Here is a 20,577-nt window from a genome sequence, read left to right as displayed (position 1 = left end):
CCCGCCACTCGCCGAGTGGCGGGCGTTCTTGCGCCACTCGCGACCCCTGGATGCGCCACTGGATCGGAATGCCGACACCGTCGAGCCGACCTAGTGTCGAAGCATGAGCGACGACGAATCCACCATGCGCAGCGTCCACCTGGTCCGTACCGGCGCGCAGCAGTACCGCGCCGAGAACCCCCGCGGCGGCGTGATCAGCTTCGGCGAGGGACAGGACACCGACTTCACCCCGGTCGAGCTGCTGCTGGTCGCCCTGGGCGGCTGCAACGCCATCACGATCGAGGCGCTGACGAAGCGCGCGGAGCCCAAGCGCTTCGACGTCGCGGTCGAGGGCCAGAAGCGCAAGGACGCCGATGGTGGCAGCCAGCTGGAGGACCTCATCGTCACGATCGACATCGCGTTCGATCACGACGAGGAGGGCAAGGCGATGGCGGACCGCGTGCCTGACGCCATCGAGAAGTCGCACCACAGGCTCTGCACCGTGAGCCGCACGGTCGAGCGTCCCAGCCCGGTCCGGATCGTGCAGGTGCGCAACTCCGAGGTGTGACCCACCAGCCTCAGCGGTCACAAGCCGTCACGGTGGACCGGACGTCGCCGGCGGGTACGGTGTCCCCATGGACGACCAGGGAGACCCCGAGGTCCTGGACCGTTTGCTGGCGGCGCGGTTCAGCTGCCGCGGCTTCAGCCCCGACGAGGTTCCCGAGGACGACATCCGGGCGATCCTGACGTCGGCCGCGCGGACGCCGTCGTGGTGCAACGTCCAGCCGTGGCACGTCGACATCGTCTCGGGCGACTCGCTGCAGCGGCTGCGCGACGACCTCAGGGCCGACGCGTCGCTGGGGTCGGACTACCCGTTCCCTCCGGGCTACGAGGGCGTCCACGCCGAGCGTCGCCGCGAGGTGGGCTGGCAGCTCTACCAGGCCGTCGGCGTCGCGAAGGGCGACCGCGAGGGCTCCCTGCGCGAGATGCTGCGCAACTTCGAGTTCTTCGACGCGCCGCACGTCGCCGTGATCTCGGCTCCCGCGCCGCTCGGCGTGTACGCCGCGATCGACTGCGGCCTGTTCGTCCAGTCGTTCCTGCTGGCCGCGCAGGCGCGCGGCGTCGCCACCGTCGCGCAGGCCGCGCTGGCGCAGAAGTCGGAGTTCCTGCGCGGCTGGCTCAACCTGCCGGACGACCGGCTGATCGTCTGCGGCATCTCGTTCGGCTACGCCGACCCCGAGCATCCCGCGAACTCGTTCCGGGCCGGCCGGGCTCCCCTGCACGAGCTGGCGAGGTTCCATCGGTGACGGTTCCCGAATGGTTCCGCTGGGCGCTCGAGCAGAAGCCCCACCGGTTCGAGCTCGACGTCGAGGGCGTCCCGATCGCATACCGCGCCTGGGGTGAGCCGGGCGACCCCGTGGCCGTCCTCGTGCACGGCGGCGCCGCGCACTCGGGATGGTGGGACCACGTCGCCCCGCACCTCGCCGTGGGCCATCGCGTGATCGCGCCCGACCTGAGCGGCCACGGCGACAGTGGCCACCGCGACGCCTACACGCTGGAGCAGTGGGCGCGCGAGGTCCTCACGGTCGCGCAGTCCGAGTCGGCCGAGCAGCCGGTCGTCTTCGGCCACAGCATGGGCGGCTTCGTCGCGCTGACCGCGGCCCGCGAGCACGGGGCGGACCTGCTCGGCGCCGCAGCGATCGACTCGCCCGTCAAGGCCGTCTCGCCCGAGGCCCGGTCGTGGCGCGCGGACCGCGCCGATCCCGCGATGCCGCTCTACCCCGACGCGGCGACGATGGTCAGCCGGTTCCGCACCCTGCCCGAGGACCCCTCGTGCCTGCCGTACATCCGCGACCACATCGCGCGGGGCTCGATCACGCGGGTCGAGCGGCCCGACGGCGCCGGCTGGACGTGGAAGTTCGACCCCCGCGTCTTCCTGCGCTCGATGATGGAGCCGGCCGACGTCGCCCGGAGCGCGTGCGAGGTGGCGCTGTTGCGCGGCGAGCGCGGGATGGCCACCACCGACATCACCGAGGAGATCCGGTCGCGCCTGGGCGGCAACGTGCCCGTTACGGTGATCCCTGACTCGGGTCACCACATCATGCTGGACCAGCCCACGGCGTTGATCGCGGTGCTGCAGACCCTCCTCGGACAATGGAGAAGACGATGACCGATCTCGTGGTCGACCGCACGGACGGCGTCCTGCGGCTCACGCTGAACTGCCCCGATCGCCTGAACTCGGTCACGACCGAGATGTTCGACGCGATGAGCGACGCCCTGGCCGACGCCGAGGGCGTGCGGGTCGCCGTCATCACCGGCGAGGGGCGGGCGTTCTGCTCCGGCGCGGTCATGCGCCCGGACGCCACCAACACCGGCATCCTCGACGCCGCCGACCGGCTGATCCACCTGATCACCGAGGCCCCGTTCCCGGTGGTCGCGGCTCTCAACGGCCTCACCGCGGGCATCGGCTCGTCGCTGGCGCTGGCGTCGGACTTCCAGGTGGGCAAGGACAGCGACTACTTCCTGCAGGCGTTCGTCAACGTCGGCCTGATGGGCGACGGGGCGGCCCACGAGCTGATCGCCGCCTCGATCGGCCGTGCCCGGGCCACCCGGCTGCTGATGCTGGGCGAGAAGTTTCCCAACACCGAGGCGTACGCCGCCGGTCTCATCACCCACTGCGTCGGCGCCGACGACTGGCAGGCCACGGTCGACGCCCTCGTCGAGAAGCTGCGCACGGGCCCGACGATGGCCTACGCGCGCATCAAGCGGACGATCAACGCCGCCGCACTCTCGAACCTCGACGAGACGCTGCGCACCGAGACGGCCGAGCAGACCGTCCTGGGCGCCAGCGCCGACTTCGCCGAGGGCGTCGCCGCGTTCACCGAGAAGCGCCGGGCGAACTTCACCGGTCACTGAGTGACGGTGTCGATCGCCGCCAGCGCGAAGGTCGCGATCACCGGAAGGTGGTCCGAGGCCTGCAACCGGGGCACGTCCACGTCGACGGCTCTCAGCGTGGGGCTGGAGAAGAGGTAGTCGATCCGTCGCTCCGGGCGGTCCGCCGGGCTGGTCGCCATGCCCCGCGGGGCGGCGTCGAGCAGACCCAGTGACGTCACCGTGGCATGGCCGGCGCTGCCCTCCTGCATGTTGAAGTCGCCACCCAGGATGACCTCGCCGCCGAGCGTGCGCACCCAGTCCGCGAGGTCGGCGGCCTGCGCCGTGACGCCCTCGTCGCCATCGGCCGGCTGGAGGTGTGTCGAGACGAGCCACGTGGACGACCACCGCACGTCACGCCGCACCGCGATCGCCTGCGCCCCGGTGACGGCGCCGTGAGAGGGCAGTTGGTGGCGTCGCACCTCGCCGCCGTCGACGTCCAGCAGCACGGCGTCGCCCCACACCGGGTCGGCGGCGGCGCCGAACCACGCGGTGCGCCCGGTGAGCCGCTCGAGGATCGCCAGCTGGTCCTGCCCGCCGTTGAGGAACCAGCCGCGGTCGACCTCGCTGATCAGGGCGACGTCTGCCGACGCCAGCACGGACGCGACGTCGCGCGGCCGGAACACGCCGTCCATGCCGTATCCCATCCGCAGGTTGTACGCGGCGACCCGCACCTGCAGATCGTCCGCCGGCTCGGTCCCGAGTGGCCGGATGGTCACCATCGGTCCGGCCAGAGCCAGCGTGCCGGCGACCACCGCGGCACCCGCGATCCCGACGAGGACGGCCGGGCGGGCCGCGGACCCGGAGGTCGGCGGCGAGGTGGCTCCGACGAGGCCGATGACCGCCGCCACGACGACCAGCAGCCAGTCGGCGCGATACCCCAGGTCGTAGCCCGCGTAGTAGGCGAAGAGCAGCGCACCCCAGACGGGTCCGCCCAGCGAGAGGACGAGGGGTGTGCCGCGGTCGCCGTGGTCGGCCGCGCGCCACAGGTGGGCGAGCGCGGGCATCCCCACGACGAAGGCGACGACCGACCACCACGGCAGGACTCCGTCGCCGTCGGTGACCACCGCGGAGGCGGCGACGGCGGCGACGAGCACGACGGCCGCCGCGACCGCCGACCAGCGTCGCGCCGGCACGAGCGTCGCAGCGACCGCGACCGTGGCGCCGAACGCCACGGCGGCGAGCCCGAGCACGCCGAGCGTGGCCGAGGCCCGCCCCGCGTTGGCCACGACCACGCCGGCGAGGAACAGGCCGGGCAGGAGGGTCCAGGCGAACAGGCGACCCAGCCGCCCGCGCTCGTCTCCGACGCGCGCGGTGGCCAGGCACGCCACGGCCTGAGCGGCGACCAGCAGCCAGGCCCACGCGTCGTCGCGCCACACCGAGCCCCACGTGCCGAGTGCCGCATGCGTCGTGACGGAGACGGCGACGCCGGTGACGACGCCGGTGACGGCGGCTCCGGGCACGCGGGGCAGGGTGAGCGGCAGCCACGTCAGGGCGGCGATGACACCGACGGACGCCACCGCGAGGTGCGGACGGCCGCCCTCGGTCACGTGCAGGGCGACGCGGCAGGCCACCGCGATCGCCAGGACGACGGACGCGATGAGGGCCGTGGGTCCGAGCCGGGACGCACGGAGCACCAGCACGACCGGCACCAGCAGGCAGGTGAGCGCGAAGGCGCCGATCAGCTCCGGGGGCGTCGACGCCGCCTGCCCGAAGATCGTGATGAGGGTCGGCGTCCACCCGCGCCACAGGTCGATCAGCAGCCAGGTGCCGGCGGCGACGTGGGCGACGGCCAGGACCCGGGATCGACTCATGCCCCCGTTCTACCGCACCTCCGAGCGGCACGAGTGGCGCACAGCGGGAGGCCGAGTGGCGCAGAAAGGCCCGCCACTCGGCGAGTGGCGGGCGATTGTGCGCCACTCGCGGGGAGGGGCGGGTGGGGAGTCAGCCGCGGGAGCCGGCGAGTCCCAGCACGGCGGCCAGGCCCAGCGCCGAGCGCGGGTGGTAGGCCGCGGTCCACAGTCCGCCGTGGGCGGCGGCGTAGGCCTCCTCGCGCCACGGCTCGTCCGATGCCACGCGTCCGCTGCGCAGGTCGTGCACCAGCAGGGCCGCCATCAGCACGTTGCTCGTGGCCGGCTCGAACACCTCGACGCCGAAGCGGTGGGCGCCGGCGTAGGCGGCGGCCAGCGCGCGGTTCTTCACGACCGAGGCCGTTCGCGTCGCGGGGGCCACGTTGAGCGACACCGTGGCGCCGTCCTGGCGGGCGGCCGCGGCGCGCCACCGCTGCACGCGCTTGGCCAGCGCGTAGTTGGGGCCCTGCTGCGGCACGAGGGCGTCGCAGATCCCCAGCTCGGCCTCCGGCGGGTAGTTCCGCTGCAGCAGTCGCCCGCGGCTGAGCGCCCGGAACGGCGCCCGCACCAGCCGGCGGCCGCTCTCGTAGGCCTCGTTCGAGGTCGTGACGGCGCCCGCGGGCACGGCGAACACGTCGGTCGGGGTGGCCAGGTAGGCCAGCGCCGTGTCGGGCCGCTGCGCGACGAGGCGTGCGGCGATCGCGTCCGCGGCCATCGTCACGCGCACGTGCGTGGCCCCGTCGGCGTAGCAGTAGGTGCCGAGGACGAGCCGGCCCTCGAGGTCCTCGAGCCAGGAGGCCAGGGCAGGCAGGTGGTGCAGCAGGTCGGCGCCGGTCTCCTTGCCGCCGACCGGCAGCCGGACCCGGCCGGCGCCCTCGCGCGCCTGCTCGCGGATGCGTCGCTGGATGTCGCTGCGGGGCAGGTCGACCGCGACGACGTCCGCACCCCAGCGCAGCAGCGAGCGGTACGGACCCATCTCGGCGCCGGCGCCGAGCACGACGACGGTGTCGCCCTCGAGGCGCAGCCACTGCGGATGGGCCGCCACGTCGCGGATCGCGTCGGAGAAGGTCGGCTCGACGACACCGCGGCTGACCCAGTCGTCGAGCTGCGCGTCGAGCTCGGAGCCGGTCAGTCGCCGCCCCCGGTACGGCACGCTGAGCTCGGTCTCGGGCTCCGCGGTGCCGCTGATCTCGACGGTCGACCAGACGTCGCTCGCAGGTGTGCTGAGGGCGTCGCCGAGCGACTCGTCGCCGCAGCGCATCTGCTCGTGGATGCTGCGCAGTCCCTCGGTGGCGATCGTGAGCGCGTCCTGCGACGAGCCGAGCCCGGCCTCGAGCAGCCGCGTGAAGTGGGTGAGGTACCCGCGTCGCCAGTTGGTCTCGCGCTCCACGGCGTGGGCGCCGACGGGGTCGACCTTGCGCAACGCGTCGGCCACCACGTGTCGTGCGGTGGCCGTGGAGCTGTCGGAGGGGAAACGTACGCCGGTCGCCATGAACATGAGGATAACCTCATGTCAGGGGTCAGGCGCTAAGCAAGCGCTTAGACATCCGCTAGGCTCACTGCATGCGAGCGATCCAGATCACATCCCTGGACGGCCCCGAGGCCGTCGAACTCGTCGACATCGAGGCCCCGGCGCGCGCCGACGACCAGGTCCTCATCGACGTCAAGGCCGCCGGCGTGGCGTTCCCCGAGCTGCTGCAGAGCCGTGGCCAGTACCAGCTCAAGCCGCCGCTGCCGTTCGTCCCGGGCGCCGAGGTCGCGGGCGTCGTCGTCGAGGCTCCGGCCGGCTCCGGGTTCGCTCCCGGTGACCGCGTGGCCGCGCTGCCGATGCTCGGCGGCTTCGCCGAGCAGGTCGTGGCCGACCCGCTGCTGACCTTCGCGCTGCCCGACTCGGTCTCCTTCGCCGAGGGCGCGTCGTTCATGTTCAACTACGGCACCGCCTACTTCGGCCTCGTCAACCGCGGCGGCCTCGCCGAGGGCGAGCGCGTGCTCGTGCACGGTGCCTCGGGCGGCATCGGCACCGCGTCGATCCAGGTCGCCAAGGCCTTCGGCGCCGGCCGCGTCATCGCCGTGACCTCGACCGACGCCAAGGGCGAGATCGCCGTCGCGGCGGGCGCCGACGAGTACGTGCTCTCCGAGGGGTTCAAGGACGCGGTCAAGGCGTCCGGCGGCGTCGACATCGTCGTCGACCCGGTGGGCAACCCGACCGGTGGCGACCGCTTCACCGACTCCCTGCGCTGCCTCGTCGACGACGGCCGCATCCTCGTCATCGGCTTCACGGCCGGCGAGATCCCCAAGATCGCCGCGAACCGGCTGCTGCTCAACAACGTCTCCGCCGTCGGCGTGGGCTGGGGCGCGTACGCGATGAAGCGCCCGGGCCTGATCAAGCAGCAGTGGGACGCCATGGCCAAGCACCTCGCCTCGGGCGCGCTCAAGCCGGTCATCGGCGAGTCGTTCCCGTTGGAGCGGGCCTCCGACGCCCTGCTGACGCTCGACCGGGCGCAGGCCACCGGCAAGCTCGTCCTCGAGTTCTGATCGCGTGGGCACCCTGCACCTGGTCCGTCACGGCCAGGCGTCGTTCGGCACCGACGACTACGACCGGCTGAGCGAGCTCGGCACCCGCCAGTCCGCCGCCCTCGGCACGTGCTGGGAGGCCGGCGGCGCCGTCTTCACCGACGCGATCGCGGGTGGCATGCTGCGCCACGCCCAGACCGCCATCGCGGCGATCGACGCCAGCGGGCTGGGGGAGGAGGACGCCGACCCCGGCCTGTCCGGCTACGACGTCGACGCGCGCTGGAACGAGTACGACCACCTCGCCGTCGCCACCGCGTTCGACCCCGGTGCGCTGCAGAAGAACTCCAAGGAGTTCCAGGCCGCGCTCAACGAGGCCATCAGCGTCTGGCGCAAGGGCGAGGGCGACTTCGCCGAGCCGTACGCCGTCTTCCGCGACCGGGTCATGGCCGGGTTCGCCGAGGCCGTCGAGCTGGCGTCGCAGCGCGGCCGCCGGGTGCTGGTCTTCACGTCGGGCGGGCCGATCGCGATGGTCGTCTCGCACCTCATCACCGGTGACGACTCGGCGTTCCAGAAGCTCAACGACGTCGTGGTCAACAGCAGCGTCACGACGCTCATGGTCGGGGCCACCGGCCCGCGGGTGCTGACCTTCAACGATCATGGTCACCTGCCGGCGGCGGACGTCACGTTCCGCTGAGTCACACACGAGGAGCGACATGCGACGGAACACGCTGATCACGGGTGCCAGCTCGGGCCTGGGCGAGGGGATGGCACGCCACCTGGCCGCCTCCGGACACCACCTCGCGATCACGGCGCGCCGCGTCGAGCGTCTCGAGGCCCTCAAGGCCGAGCTGGTGGCCGCGCACCCGGGCATCCAGGTCTCGGTGCACGCGCTCGACGTCAACGACCACGACGCCGTCTTCCGCGTGTTCGGCGAGGCCGCCGACGCGCTGGGTGGACTCGATCGCGTGATCGTCAACGCCGGCCTGGGCAAGGGTGGCCGCATCGGCACCGGCAAGTTCGAGGCCAACCGCGAGACCGCGATGACCAACTTCGTCGCCGCCCTCGCGCAGTGCGAGGCCGGGATGCAGCACTTCTACGAGCGCAAGGCCGGTCATCTCGTCGTGATCTCGTCGGTGTCGGCCATGCGCGGCATGCCGTCGTCGATGACGACCTACGCCGCCACCAAGGCCGGCGTCGCGCACCTCGCCGAGGGCATCCGCTCCGACCTGCTCGGCCGCAAGGGCCTCGACATCACGGTGACGACGCTCTACCCGGGCTACATCGCCAGCGAGATGAACGAGCAGGTCGAGCAGGAGCAGCGGCTCATGGTCGACACCGAGACCGGCACCGCCGCCATGGTGAAGTACATCGAGAAGGAGGTCGCCGAGGCCTCCGTCCCCGCGTGGCCGTGGGCGCCGATCGGCAAGGTCATGAAGCACGCGCCGCTGTCCGTCGTGCGCAAGCTGGTCTGAGGATCAGTCGAAGCCGACGAAGCGCGCGACGTCGTCGACGGACTCGCGCGCCGAGCGCACCAGGTTCGCCTGGAAGTCGGGATCGGGGAAGCCCATCGCCACGGCGGTGAAGATCGTCTGGTCGTCGGGGATCTGCGCCTCGCGGCGCACCACGGCGGCCTGCATGATGCCCTGGCTGTTGATGACCGTGCCGAGGCCGTGCGACCACGCCGACAGCACGAGCGCGTGGACGACGGCGCCGAGGTCGAAGTGCGCGACCGGGCCGATCGGCTCGAGGCTGCGGTCGAACGCCACGACGATCGAGACCGGCGCGTCGAACTGGCGGAAGCCGCGCATCGTCCAGTCGAGCCGGGCGTCGTTGTCCTCGCGGGCGATGCCCATGGCGGCGAACAGGCGCTTGGCGATGTCGACCTGGCGGTCGCGGTGGACGCCCTCGTACTTCTCGGCGACCTCGATCTCGCGCTGCACCGGAGCGCCGCTGAGCATGAGCTGCGAGTTCTCGGCGCGGATGCGGTCGAGGACGTCGCCGGTGAGGACGTGGAGCTTCCACGGCTGGGTGTTCATCGACGAGGGGGCCAGGACGGCGTCGGCCAGCACCTCGCGGATCAGGCCCTGCGGCACTGGGTCGGGACGGTAGCCGCGGATGCTGCGCCGCCCCCGGAGGAGGTCGCGCAGCGACGCGCGGTCCCCCTCGCCGAGGGCGTGCAGGTCCTGGTCCTGGACCAGGTCGTCCGTGCTCACGCGATCTTGAGGACGAGCTTGCCGGTGTTGCGGCCCTCGAACAGGCCCAGCAGGGTGTCGCCGAACTTCTCGACGCCGCCCTCCACGACCGTCTCGCGGGCGACGAGCTTGCCCGAGGAGATGAGGTCCGACATCTCGGCGATGGCCGCCGCGTCCTTGTCCGGGTAGTCGAAGACCAGGAAGCCCTGCATCTTCGCGCGGAACACCAACAGCGACATGTAGCGCTTCGGGCCGGGTGCGAGGGTCTCGTCGTTGTAGGTCGAGACGGCGCCGCAGATGATGACGCGGGCGCCGCGGCGCAGGTTGGCCAGCGCGGCGTCGAGGATGTCGCCGCCGACGTTGTCGAAGTAGACGTCGATGCCCTTCGGGGCGACCTCGCGCAGCTTCTTGAGGACGTTCTCGTTCTTGTAGTCGATGACCTCGTCGAAGCCGATCTCCTTGAGCCAGGCGCACTTCTCGGCGCCACCGGCGATGCCGATGACGGTGCAGCCCTTGGCCTTGGCCAGCTGACCAGCGACGCTGCCGACGGCGCCGGCGGCGGCCGAGATCAGCACGGTGTCGCCGGACTTCATCTCACCGACCTCGTGCAGGCCGTGGTAGGCGGTCAGGCCGGGCATGCCGAGGGCGCCGAGCCACGTGGCCGGGCCGGCGACGGAGGTGTCGATCTTCTGGACGCCGGTGCCGTCGCTGATCGCGTACTCGGTGACGCCGAGGGTGCCGGTGACGGCGTCGCCGACGGCGAAGTCGGGGTGGTGGGACTCGACGACCGTGCCGGTGACGGCGGCTCGCATGACCTCTCCGATCTGCACCGGGGGCAGGTACGAGCGGACGTCGTTCAGCCAGCCGCGCATGGCCGGGTCGAGCGAGACGTGGTCGACCTTGACCAGGAACTCACCGTCGGACGGCGAGGGGAGGTCGACCTCCTCGCTCGCCCACGTGTCGGCGTCGGGCATGCCGGAGGGACGCTGGGCCAGGGTGATGCGCTTCGTAGTGGTCACCCTCGGCACGTTACCACCGACTTGAATTCACTTTCAGTTTCGAGCGGAGGGGTCTACGCTGTGACGAGGGCCACACCGGCCGAGCATCGAAGGAGCACGCATGGCGACCGTCCAGTCCGTCCGGGGTCCGATCGACAGCAGCGAGCTGGGTCGCACCCTCGTCCACGAGCACGTGTTCGTCCTCGGCGAGGAGTACCGGCTCAACTACGACACGGACTGGGACGAGGACCAGAAGGTCGCCGACGCCGTGCGCGACCTCAACGACCTCAAGGCCGCCGGCATCGACACGATCTTCGACCCCACGGTGCTGGGCCTGGGTCGGTACATCCCGCGGATCCAGAAGGTGGCCGCGCAGACGGACCTCAACATCATCGTGGCCACGGGGCTGTACACCTACAACGACATCCCGCACCAGTTCGAGCACCGCGGGCCCGGCCAGCTCTTCGACATGCCCGAGCCGCTGGTCGAGATGTTCGTCAAGGACCTCACCGACGGCATCGCCGACACCGGCGTGCGCGCCGCGTTCCTCAAGTGCGCCATCGAGGCCCCCGGCCTGACCCCCGGCGTCGAGCGCGTCATGCGCGCCGTCGGCCAGAGCAGCGCCCAGACCGGTGCCCCCATCACCGTGCACACCAACCCGCACACCCGGTCGGGACTGGTGGCGCAGCAGGTGCTGAAGGAGGAGGGCGCCGACCTCACGAAGGTCGTCCTGGGTCATTCGGGCGACTCCGACGACATCGACTACCTCGTCGAGGTGGCCGACAACGGCTCGCTGCTGGGCATGGACCGGTTCGGCCTCGACGTCTACCTCAGCACCGAGAAGCGCGTCGACACGATCGTCGAGCTGGTCCGCCGCGGCTACGTCGAGCAGATCACGCTGGCTCACGACGCGTCCTGCTACATCGACTACTTCGACCCCGCGGCGAAGGCGGAGATGCAGCCGAACTGGAACTTCCGGCACATCCCCGACGACGTCCTGCCGATGCTGCTGGAGAAGGGCGTCAGCGAGGACGACATCGACACGATGCTGGTCAAGAACCCGCGCCGCTACTTCGAGTGATCGGCCCTTCCCCGGCGGGACGAGTCGGGGGTCACGTCGCCGGGATGGGGCCGCCAGGGCCTGCGAATGCTACTGTCGAAGGGTGAACGCGCCTTTCGAGCGCTGTTCCGGCCCGACGATGTTGCGCGGAGATTCGCGCCCCTGGCAAGCGGGCACATCATCGATTGAGACCCCTTGACCCAGATTGACCGCAGCCCTGTGCTGCCCACGTTCAACGACTTCAACCTCGCCGACGGCCTCGTGCGCAAGCTCGCCATGCAGGACATCGTCAACCCCAGCCCCATCCAGCAGGCCGTCATCCCGGCGGCCCTCGAGGGACGCAATGTCCTGGGCCGCGCCCGCACCGGATCGGGCAAGACGCTCGCGTTCGGCCTGCCGGTCCTGGCCCGCCTCGCCGGTGGCACCAGCCGCCCGAAGGCGCCTCGCGCCCTGATCCTGCTGCCCACGCGTGAGCTCGCGATCCAGGTGCACACCGCCCTGCTGCCGCTCGCGCAGAAGATGGGCCTCAAGCACACCACCGTCTACGGCGGCGTGCCGATCAACAAGCAGATCAACGCCATGAAGTCCGGCGTCGACCTCGTCATCGCGACGCCCGGCCGCCTGACCGACCTGCTCGACCGTCGCTGCATGACGCTCGACGCCATCGAGATCACCGTCCTCGACGAAGCCGACCACCTGTGCGACCTCGGCTTCTTCAAGCCGATCGACGCGCTGCTCTCGCGCACTCCGGCGAACAGCCAGCGCCTGCTGCTGTCGGCCACCCTCGACGGCGACGTCGACAAGCTGGTCAAGCGGCACCTGCCGCAGCACGCGCTGTTCGAGGTGGACTCCACCGACGACAACGTCGAGACCATGGAGCACCACGTGCTCGTCAGCGACGCGACCGACAAGACCCGCGCCGCCTACGAGCTGCTGAGCGCCAACCCGCGCAGCATCGTGTTCACGCGCACCCGTCGCGGCGCCACGCGCCTGGCCAAGCAGCTCAGCATGAAGGGCGTCACCGCCGTCGACATGCACGGCGACCTGTCGCAGCGCCACCGCGAGCGCAACCTCGCGCAGTTCAGCCGCGGTGACGCCAGCGTCATCGTCGCCACCGACGTCGCCGCCCGCGGCATCCACGTCGACGGCATCGGCCTGGTCGTGCACTACGACGCGCCTGCCGAGCACAAGGCGTACCTGCACCGCTCGGGCCGCACCGCCCGCGCCGGCGAGTCGGGCTCGGTCGTCACGATGACCACGCCCGAGGCGCTGCGCGACGTCATGATGCTCCAGCGCAAGGCGGGGGTGACGGCGCGTCACCACCACGTCGCGTCCGCCCCGCAGCCGATGACGGCCGAGTCCCTCTCGACCGCCGGCACCGAGGCGCCCGAGATGTCGAACGACTCGCGCTCGCGCAACGGCGGCGGCGGCGGCCAGAGCCGCGGCGGTCAGAACCGTGGCGGCGGTCGTCCCGGTGGACCCGGCGGACGTCCCCAGGGCTCGCGCAGCCCGGGCCGTCGTCGCAACGGCTCGCCGACGAGCGCACCGACCAGCGCGCGGAGCAACTGACCTGCGACGCACGTCACCACACGAAGGCCCCGGCACCTGCCGGGGCCTTCGTGCTGTGGCGGCAGCGCTGAGCGTGACGTTTCCGGGGTCGAAACCGGCGTGTCGACCCCGCAAACGTCACTCCCAGCGCTCCCTCGTGTGTCCTGGGTCACAAATTTTGTCTTGACATTCGGTTTGTCGCCTCTGCATGGTGGGTCCACCAACTATGTGCACCAGTGGTGCAGATACCTTGGATCGGCCCGTCATCGGGGGGAAAAGCCGACGTGCTCGTCCCTGCGGATCCGATCCAGACCGTCAAAGGAGACGAGCATGAAGTTGTCCAGAATGATCGCGATGGCGTTCGCCGGTGCGACACTCTCCATCGGTGCCGCCGTGCAGCCGGTGGTCGCGGCCGACAACCCGTACGAGCGGGGGCCGGCGCCCAGCAACAGCAGCATCGAGGCGTCGCGCGGTCCGTACTCCGTCAGCAGCAAGACCATCTCGTCGTTCGCGGCGCGTGGGTTCGGTGGCGGCACGATCTACTACCCGAACTCGACGTCGGACGGCACCTTCGGCGTCGTGGCGATCTCGCCCGGGTTCACCGCGGCGCAGTCCACGATCTCGTGGCTGGGTCCGCGGATCGCCTCGCAGGGCTTCGTCGTCATCACGATCGACACGAACAGCCGGTTCGACCAGCCGGGCTCGCGCGGCACGCAGCTGCTGGCGGCACTCGACCAGACGATCGCCGACACGACGGTCCGCTCGCGGGTCGACGCCTCACGGCAGGCCGTGATGGGCCACTCGATGGGCGGCGGAGGCACGCTCGAGGCCGCGAAGGACCGCCGGTCGATCGAGGCCACGATCGGCCTGACGCCCTGGAACTCCGACAAGACGTGGCCCGAGGTCGAGGCCGCGTCGCTCGAGATCGGTGCCCAGAACGACTCGGTGGCGCCCGTCGGATCGCACGCGATCCCGTTCTACAACTCGCTGACGAACGCCGAGCGTCGTTCGTACCTGGAGCTGCGCGGTGCCAGCCACTTCGCGCCGAACACCAGCAACACGACGATCGCGAAGTACTCGATCGCCTGGCTCAAGCGCTTTGTCGACGATGACCAGCGCTACGAGCAGTTCATCACCCCCGGCCCGTCGCCGTCGCTGAGCAACGGCATCTCGGACTACCGGATCCGCTGAGACCGCTGAGTTGCACGTTCGGCCGCCGGTGCACGCGCGTCGTGCGGCCGAACGTGCAACTCAGAGTGACAGCATGTGGGACAGGTCACACATCCCATGGACAGGTTCTGGGATCGCTGGTCATGCTGAGGGCGCCATCGCGGCGCACCGCCGGTGCGGCTGACGCGGATCGGCCGCCCGAGGAGTCCCATGAACCTGTCCCGCCTGCTCGCCGCCGCGTTCGCGAGCGCCGCCCTCGCTATCGGCACCGCCGCCCAGCCGGTGGCCGCGGCCGACAACCCGTACGAGCGCGGCCCGGCGCCCACCACCTCCAGCATCGAGGCGCTGCGTGGGCCCTACGCCGTCAGCACGAAGATCATCACGTCGCGCGCCGCGCGGGGGTACGGCGGCGGCACGATCTACTACCCGAGTTCCACCGCCGACGGCACCTTCGGCGTCATCGCGATCTCGCCGGGCTTCGTCTCGCCGCAACGCGTCATCGCCTGGCTCGGCCCGCGGCTGGCCTCGCAGGGCTTCGTCGTCATCACGATCGACACGTTCTCGGGGTTCAACCAGCCGGCGTCGCGCGGCGACCAGCTGCTGGCGGCCGTCGACCAGACGATCGCCGACCCCACGGTCGGCTCCCGGATCGACCCGTCGCGCCAGGCCCTGATCGGTCACTCGATGGGCGGCGGCGGCACGCTCGAGGCGGCCAAGGACCGTCCGTCGATCGAAGCGACGATCGGCCTCACGCCGTGGAACTCCGACAAGACGTGGCCCGAGGTCGAGGCGGCGTCGCTCGTGATCGGAGCCCAGAACGACTCCATTGCGCCGGTGGCCTCGCACGCCATCCCGTTCTACTCGTCGCTGACGAACGCCGAGCGACGTTCCTACCTCGAGCTGGGCGGCGCCAACCACTTCGCGCCCACGAGCGACAACACCCTCGTGGCGAAGTACACGATCGCGTGGCTGAAGCGCTACGTCGACAACGACGCGCGGTACGAGCAGTTCATCGCCCCCGGCCCGGTGCCCTCGGCAGCGAGCGGGATCTCGGACTACCGCCTGAACTGAGTGCCAAGACCCCTGAGTTGCACGTTCGGCCACCTTTCAACGGCGTGTCGGCGGCCGAACGTGCAACTCAGCGCGTCAGGAGTGGCGCAGCATGTCGATGAGGTCGGACTTCTTCTTGTTTGAGTAGCCCGACAGGCCGATCTCCTTGGCGCGCTTGCGCAGGTCGGCGACGGTCCAGTCCTCGTAGGCCGGCGAGCTACCGCCGCGCTTGCCCACGGTCTTCTTGCCGTCGCGGGCGGCGGCGTTCGAGATCCGTGCGGCCTTGGACTTGGAGGCGCCGTCCTCGCGCAGCTCCTCGTACATGTCGGGGTTCTTCAGACTGGACGGTGCGTCCTTCTTCGGTGCCATGTCTTCACGACAACACGGTCTCCGCGGTTGCGCTAGCGGAGGCCGTCAGGTCGCGAGGAGGTCGTGGGCCAGCGCGCCGACCTGCTCGTGCTCGATGAGGAACCCGTCGTGACCGTGCGGCGAGGTGACCACCGCGAGCGGCTCGGCCGTCGGGATGAGGTCGGCCAGCTCCTGCTGCTGGTACGGCGGGTAGAGCCGGTCGGAGTCGATCGCCGCGACGACGGTGCGGGCGGTGACCCGCCCGAGCGCCGCCGCGAGGCCACCGCGACCGCGGCCCACGTCGTGGCTGTTCATCGCGTCGCCGAGGGTGATGTACGACCACGCGTCGAAGCGCTTGTGGAGCTTGTCGCCGTGGTGCTGCAGATAGGACTGCACCGCGAACCGGCCGTCGGGCTGGACCTCGCGGCCGAAGCGCTCGGCCAGCTCGGCCTCGCTGCGGTACGTGGTGTGCGCGATCCGGCGCGCGAGGCCGAGGCCTTCGTCGGGGCCGGCCGCGCGGATGATGTCGGCCTGGGTGGTGGTCCAGGCGATCTGCTCGGCCGACGCGTAGGCCGAGGACGCCAGCAGGAAGAGGCGCTGCACCCGCTCGGGGTGCGTCACCGCCCACTCCACCGCACGCATGCCGCCGGCCGATCCGCCGATGACCGCGTGCCAGCTCTCGATGCCGAGGTGGTCGGCCAGCATCGCCTCGGCGGCGACCTGGTCGCGCACGGTGACAGCCGGGAACCGGTTGCCCCAGACGCGGCCGTCGGGGGCCTCGGACGCCGGACCGGTCGTGCCCTTGCAGCCGCCCAGGATGTTGGCCGCGACGACGAAGAAGCGGTCGGTGTCGACGCCCAGGCCGGGGCCGACGACCTGGTTCCACCAGCCGTCCGGGCCGGCCACGATCGAGTCGCCCGTCAGGGCGTGCAGGACCAGGACGGCGTTGTCGCCGGTGAACTCGCCCCACGTGTCGTAGGCGACCTCCAGACGCGGGAGGACCTCACCCACTTCGAGGGTGAGGTCTCCCAGCGGCTGGATCGTGCTCACGGGTTACTTCGCCGCACGGAAGCCGGCGTCGAGGTCCGCGAGGATGTCGTCGATGCCCTCGATGCCGACCGCGAGGCGGACCAGGCCGGGGGTGACGCCGGTGGCGGCGTGCTCCTCGGGCGTGCCCTGCGAGTGCGTCGTGCTGGCCGGGTGGATGGCCAGCGAGCGCACGTCGCCGATGTTCGCGACGTGGCTGAACAGCTCGAGCGCGTCGATGAACTTGCGGCCGGCGTCGACGCCGCCGGGCAGCTCGAAGGTCAGCACGGCGCCCGATCCGCGGGGCGTGTACTTGTCGGCCAGCTCCTTGTAGGGGTTGCCGTCGAGCGAGGCCCAGGTGACCTTCGCGACGTCCTCGCGCGCCTGCAGCCACTCGGCCACCTTGCGGGTGTTCTCGATGTGGCGCTCGAGGCGAAGGCTCAGGGTCTCGATGCCCTGGGCGATGAGGAAGGCGTTGAACGGCGAGACCGCCGGGCCCACGTTGCGCAGGTACTGCACGCGCAGCTTGGCGATGAACGCCGCCGGGCCGAGCGCCTCGGTGAAGACGAGGCCGTGGTAGCTGGCGTCGGGGGTGTTGAAGCCGGGGAACTTGTCGCCGTGGGCCGCGTAGTCGAACGTGCCGCCGTCGATGACGACGCCGGCGATCGCCGTGCCGTGGCCGCCGATGTACTTCGTGGCCGAGTGGACGACCGTGTCGGCGCCGTGCTTGAGGGGGTTGAGCAGGTACGGCGTGGCGACAGTGTTGTCGACGATGAACGGCACGCCGACCTCCTTCGCGACCGCGCTGATGGCCTCGAGGTCGAGGATGTCGCCCTTGGGGTTGCCGATCGTTTCACCGAAGAACACCTTCGTGTTCTCGCGGGCCGCGGCACGCCATGCATCGGGGTTGTTGTTGTCCTCGACGAACGTCACCTCGATGCCGAGCTTCGGGAACGTGTGGCGCAGCAGCGAGTCGGTGCCGCCGTAGAGGCTGGCGGACGCGACGATGTGGTCGCCGGCCTCGGCGACGTTGGTGAGCGCGCCGGTCGTGGCGGCCTGGCCCGAGGCGACCAGGAGGGCGCCGACGCCACCCTCGAGCGCGGCGAGGCGCTGCTCGACGACGTCCTGCGTCGGGTTCATGATGCGCGTGTAGATGTTGCCCGGCTCGGCCAGGCCGAACAGGTCGGCGGCGTGCTGGGTGTCGCGGAACTGGTACGAGGTGGTCTGGTAGATCGGCAGAGCACGCGCACCCGTGGTGGGGTCGGGTGTCTGGCCGGCGTGGATCTGCTTGGTCTCGAACGACCAGTTCTCGCTCATACGTGCTCCTTCGACGTCGGGGTGACAGTCAGAGCCTGTCACCCTTCGACCGACCCCCCTGGGCGTCTCACGGAGTGAGAAGCGCGTCCGCGCCTCAGAATCCGCCGCCTAGGACATGTCGAACGGCTGCGCCGTGGACTCGAGCACCGAGAGCCACAGGTCGCCGTCCGGGTTGACCTGCTGGGTGTTCTTCACGACGACCGAGATCGGCACGTGAGCGAAGCGATGACGGGGACGGCCGATGACCATGTCGGTGCGCCCGGCCATCGCCGCGTGGACGGCCGCCTGGGCCAGGCGCGTGCAGTAGACGGAGTCGGCGGCATCGGCCGGCACCGAGCGGATCATGTAGCCCGGGTCGAAGTACCGCAGCGTCAGCGGCTCGTCGTGGTCCTTGAAGTCGCGGGCGATCTGGGCGCGCAGGAAGCCCGCGAAGTCGCCCAGCACGGTGTTGCCGCTGGCGTCCTTGCGCCGGCTGGCGGGGATCAGGTCCTGGCCGGCGCCCTCGGCCAGCACGATGACGGCGCTGCCGCGCTCCTTGACCCGCTTGCGCAGCGTGGCGAGCAGGCCGTTCTCGCCCTGGAGGTTGAACGGCACCTCGGGGATGAGCACGAAGTCGGCGTCGTGGTTGGCGAGCGCGGCGTAGCAGGCGATGAACCCGGCCGCCCGGCCCATGACCTTGACGACGCCGACGCCGCCGATGGCCGCCTCGACCTCGACGCGGGCGCCCTTGATGGACTCCGCGGCCTTCGCGTAGGCGGTCTGGAATCCGAAGCTCGTGCCGATCAGCGGGATGTCGTTGTCGATCGTCTTCGGCACGCCCACGACGGCGATGTCGAGCTCGCGCGAGAGGGCCTCCTCGGCGATGGCGTGCGCGCCGCGCATCGAGCCGTCGCCGCCGATGACGAAGAGGATGTCAATCTCGCGGTGCACGAGGTTGTCGACGATCTGCGGCACGTTCTGGCTGCCGCGCGACGAACCCAGCACCGTGCCGCCGCGGTCGGTGATCGTCTCGACGAACGCGGGGGTGAGGGTGATCGGGTCGGGCGACTTGCCCGGCACGAGGCCCGCGTAGCCGTTCTTGAACCCGGTGATGTCGGTGACGCCGTAGTGCTCGAAGAGCTCCAGCACGATGGCGCGGATGACGTCGTTCAGGCCCGGGCACAGGCCGCCGCAGGTGACGATGCCGACCTTGGTCTTCTTGGGGTCGAAGAAGATCTTGCGGCGCGGGCCGCCGGGCTCGAACGAGGGGACCTCGGTCAGCGGCGTCTCGCCGCGAGCGGCCAGCAGCGAGATGGTGTCGTCGATGAGGACGCGATCGGTCTCGGCGACGTAGTAGGCATTGGTGGTGCGGCTGGCGACGTAGTCGGCGAGCGGCGAGTCGTACCTGCACTCACCGAGGGTGCGGACCTGGAGTTCCTCGAGCGTCACCACCGCTTCAGGCTATCGGAGCGTGATCGCACGGCGGTAGATCGCGAGGATCACCCCCGACGTCCGGGCGCGGTGCGGAACCTGACCGTAGGGTGGGGGCGTGGCCATGCGCTCGGATTCCAGCCGCGGACGGCGCCGTCCGATGCGTGCCGTGCACGCCGCTGCCACCCTCCACGACGATCCCACCCCGCTCGCCCGGATGGTGGGCCGCGGCGCGCGGATGACGGTGAAGCCGCTGCTGCGCCTCGCTCCGGTGCACGAGCGCACGTTCCGGCGCCTCCAGCGGTTCTCCGCCGTGGTCAACCGCGGCGGGTCGCCCGACATCGCGGCCGAGGTGGGCGAGATCGGCGGGGTCCCGGGCGAGGTGCTGACGCCGGGGGACGGACCGACGACCGGGTTGCACCTGCTCTACCTGCACGGCGGCGGCTTCTTCACCGGCAGTGTCCACTCCTACCGCTCGATGCTCGAGGCGATGGTCCGCGCCACCGGCGGCACGATCTACGCGATCGACTACCGCCAGCTGCCCGACCACCCGGTCGCCGACTCGGTGCAGGACGCGATCAACGCGTACGCAGGCGTGCTCGAGCGGGCCGGCAACCCCGCGAAGGTGGTCGTGGCGGGCGACTCGGCCGGCGGCTACCTGACGATGAAGGTGGCCGAGCTGGCCCGCCGCCGCGGCCTGCCCGCGCCGGCCGCGCTGCTGGCCTTCTCGCCGCTGCTCAGCCTCGAGCCCGACCGCCAGGACAAGAACGTGGTGCGCGTCGACAAGGTGCGCGAGGCGGTGCTGCCGATCGCGCGGGTCGCCGCGCTGCGCCGGCTGTGGCTGGCCGACGACGCGATCATCGAGGGCTTCGCCGACCCGCTGCACGCGACCGCCTACATCACCTCGCCGACGCATCTGGTGGCCGTCGAGGACGAGTTCCTGCGGCCCGAGGTGGAGGCGTTCGCGCTGCTGCTCGACGACAAGGGCGTCGAGGTCGACGTCCACCTGTGGCGCGGTCAGGTGCACGCCTTCCCGATCATGGCCGGCTACCTGCCGGACGCCGACCTGGCGATCGAGCTGGCCGTCGAGTTCGCCCTCCGTCACATTGGAGAGCCCCCGGCCGTCGAGGTCGACGACGCGGGGGCTCAGCCCGACCTGCTCGAGGGCGAGCTCGCGGACTAGG

The 20,577-nt window shown here is 71.1% G+C and carries 20 protein-coding genes; 12 read left to right on the top strand and 8 right to left on the bottom strand.

What is annotated here, in order from left to right:
• Positions 1–103: 103 nt before the first annotated feature.
• The 4 genes from AFL01nite_RS13245 to AFL01nite_RS13230 all read left to right on the top strand — a co-directional run bounded on the left by AFL01nite_RS13245 (position 104) and on the right by AFL01nite_RS13230 (position 2,895).
• Positions 104–547 carry an OsmC family protein gene (locus AFL01nite_RS13245; protein ID WP_146828165.1) on the top strand — a complete coding sequence of 148 codons (444 nt, stop codon included), beginning with the start codon at positions 104–106 and terminating at the stop codon, positions 545–547.
• 67 nt (positions 548–614) lie between these two features.
• A complete protein-coding gene (locus tag AFL01nite_RS13240; RefSeq protein WP_146828164.1) occupies positions 615–1,286 on the top strand; it encodes a nitroreductase in 672 nt (223 codons plus the stop codon).
• The gene (locus AFL01nite_RS13235) at positions 1,283–2,149 is read left to right on the top strand and encodes an alpha/beta fold hydrolase (protein ID WP_186813948.1); all 867 of its coding nucleotides are present in this window, start codon (positions 1,283–1,285) and stop codon (positions 2,147–2,149) included. Before AFL01nite_RS13240 ends, AFL01nite_RS13235 begins: the two co-directional genes overlap by 4 nt.
• Positions 2,146–2,895 carry an enoyl-CoA hydratase-related protein gene (locus AFL01nite_RS13230; protein ID WP_146828163.1) on the top strand — a complete coding sequence of 250 codons (750 nt, stop codon included), beginning with the start codon at positions 2,146–2,148 and terminating at the stop codon, positions 2,893–2,895. The genes AFL01nite_RS13235 and AFL01nite_RS13230 overlap by 4 nt, the downstream gene beginning before the upstream one ends.
• Here AFL01nite_RS13230 and AFL01nite_RS13225 read toward each other — a convergent pair.
• Both AFL01nite_RS13225 and AFL01nite_RS13220 read right to left on the bottom strand, forming a co-directional pair.
• The gene (locus AFL01nite_RS13225) at positions 2,889–4,724 is read right to left on the bottom strand and encodes an endonuclease/exonuclease/phosphatase family protein (protein WP_146828162.1); all 1,836 of its coding nucleotides are present in this window, start codon (positions 4,722–4,724) and stop codon (positions 2,889–2,891) included. The genes AFL01nite_RS13230 and AFL01nite_RS13225 overlap by 7 nt on opposite strands.
• A gap of 130 nt (positions 4,725–4,854) precedes the next feature.
• Complete coding sequence (locus AFL01nite_RS13220) at positions 4,855–6,252, bottom strand: hypothetical protein (RefSeq protein ID WP_146828161.1); 1,398 nt, start codon at positions 6,250–6,252, stop codon at positions 4,855–4,857.
• Positions 6,253–6,323: 71 nt separating this feature from the next.
• Here AFL01nite_RS13220 and AFL01nite_RS13215 point away from each other — a divergent pair, with 71 nt between their 5' ends.
• The 3 genes from AFL01nite_RS13215 to AFL01nite_RS13205 are packed head-to-tail and all read left to right on the top strand — an operon-like array spanning position 6,324 to position 8,746.
• Complete coding sequence (locus tag AFL01nite_RS13215; protein WP_146828160.1) at positions 6,324–7,295, top strand: NADPH:quinone oxidoreductase family protein; 972 nt, start codon at positions 6,324–6,326, stop codon at positions 7,293–7,295.
• Positions 7,296–7,299: 4 nt separating this feature from the next.
• Positions 7,300–7,968 carry a histidine phosphatase family protein gene (locus tag AFL01nite_RS13210; protein WP_146828159.1) on the top strand — a complete coding sequence of 223 codons (669 nt, stop codon included), beginning with the start codon at positions 7,300–7,302 and terminating at the stop codon, positions 7,966–7,968.
• Between the two features lie 19 nt (positions 7,969–7,987).
• On the top strand, positions 7,988–8,746 hold the full coding sequence (locus AFL01nite_RS13205; protein ID WP_146828158.1) for an SDR family oxidoreductase: 759 nt from the start codon (positions 7,988–7,990) through the stop codon (positions 8,744–8,746).
• A gap of 3 nt (positions 8,747–8,749) precedes the next feature.
• On the opposite strand, the gene AFL01nite_RS13200 is transcribed toward AFL01nite_RS13205, so the two are convergent.
• Both AFL01nite_RS13200 and AFL01nite_RS13195 read right to left on the bottom strand, forming a co-directional pair.
• Entirely contained in the window at positions 8,750–9,487 is a 738-nt protein-coding gene (locus AFL01nite_RS13200; RefSeq protein WP_222593532.1) for a nitroreductase, read from the bottom strand.
• Complete coding sequence (locus tag AFL01nite_RS13195) at positions 9,484–10,485, bottom strand: NADP-dependent oxidoreductase (RefSeq protein ID WP_222593531.1); 1,002 nt, start codon at positions 10,483–10,485, stop codon at positions 9,484–9,486. The genes AFL01nite_RS13200 and AFL01nite_RS13195 overlap by 4 nt, the downstream gene beginning before the upstream one ends.
• A gap of 100 nt (positions 10,486–10,585) precedes the next feature.
• On the opposite strand from AFL01nite_RS13195, the gene AFL01nite_RS13190 reads away from it, so the two are divergent.
• From AFL01nite_RS13190 to AFL01nite_RS13175, 4 genes are all read left to right on the top strand, one after another.
• Positions 10,586–11,545 (top strand): phosphotriesterase family protein, encoded by a 960-nt coding sequence (locus AFL01nite_RS13190; protein ID WP_146828156.1) that lies wholly within the window; start codon positions 10,586–10,588, stop codon positions 11,543–11,545.
• Between the two features lie 174 nt (positions 11,546–11,719).
• Positions 11,720–13,093 carry a DEAD/DEAH box helicase gene (locus AFL01nite_RS13185; RefSeq protein ID WP_222593530.1) on the top strand — a complete coding sequence of 458 codons (1,374 nt, stop codon included), beginning with the start codon at positions 11,720–11,722 and terminating at the stop codon, positions 13,091–13,093.
• Positions 13,094–13,402: 309 nt separating this feature from the next.
• On the top strand, positions 13,403–14,263 hold the full coding sequence (locus AFL01nite_RS13180; protein WP_222593529.1) for a poly(ethylene terephthalate) hydrolase family protein: 861 nt from the start codon (positions 13,403–13,405) through the stop codon (positions 14,261–14,263).
• A gap of 189 nt (positions 14,264–14,452) precedes the next feature.
• Positions 14,453–15,313, top strand: a complete 861-nt coding sequence (locus tag AFL01nite_RS13175; protein WP_146828155.1) for an alpha/beta hydrolase family protein — start codon at positions 14,453–14,455, stop codon at positions 15,311–15,313.
• Positions 15,314–15,388: 75 nt separating this feature from the next.
• Here AFL01nite_RS13175 and AFL01nite_RS13170 read toward each other — a convergent pair whose 3' ends face one another.
• From AFL01nite_RS13170 to AFL01nite_RS13155, 4 genes are all read right to left on the bottom strand, one after another.
• On the bottom strand, positions 15,389–15,661 hold the full coding sequence (locus AFL01nite_RS13170; protein ID WP_146828154.1) for a DUF7218 family protein: 273 nt from the start codon (positions 15,659–15,661) through the stop codon (positions 15,389–15,391).
• Between the two features lie 45 nt (positions 15,662–15,706).
• The gene (metX, locus tag AFL01nite_RS13165; RefSeq protein ID WP_186813947.1) at positions 15,707–16,690 is read right to left on the bottom strand and encodes a homoserine O-acetyltransferase MetX; all 984 of its coding nucleotides are present in this window, start codon (positions 16,688–16,690) and stop codon (positions 15,707–15,709) included.
• 3 nt (positions 16,691–16,693) lie between these two features.
• Positions 16,694–17,983 carry a bifunctional o-acetylhomoserine/o-acetylserine sulfhydrylase gene (locus tag AFL01nite_RS13160; protein ID WP_146828153.1) on the bottom strand — a complete coding sequence of 430 codons (1,290 nt, stop codon included), beginning with the start codon at positions 17,981–17,983 and terminating at the stop codon, positions 16,694–16,696.
• A 108-nt stretch (positions 17,984–18,091) separates the two neighbouring features.
• Positions 18,092–19,414 carry an ATP-dependent 6-phosphofructokinase gene (locus AFL01nite_RS13155; protein ID WP_146828152.1) on the bottom strand — a complete coding sequence of 441 codons (1,323 nt, stop codon included), beginning with the start codon at positions 19,412–19,414 and terminating at the stop codon, positions 18,092–18,094.
• A gap of 103 nt (positions 19,415–19,517) precedes the next feature.
• Between AFL01nite_RS13155 and AFL01nite_RS13150 the strand changes: the two genes are divergently transcribed.
• The gene (locus AFL01nite_RS13150; RefSeq protein WP_246119718.1) at positions 19,518–20,576 is read left to right on the top strand and encodes an alpha/beta hydrolase; all 1,059 of its coding nucleotides are present in this window, start codon (positions 19,518–19,520) and stop codon (positions 20,574–20,576) included.
• Position 20,577: the final 1 nt, after the last annotated feature.

Source organism: Aeromicrobium flavum (genome assembly GCF_007992115.1).
Taxonomy (GTDB): Bacteria; Actinomycetota; Actinomycetes; order Propionibacteriales; family Nocardioidaceae; genus Aeromicrobium; species Aeromicrobium flavum.
The sequence above is the reverse complement of the archived record's forward strand: the minus strand, read 5'-3'. Positions and strand labels throughout refer to the sequence as shown.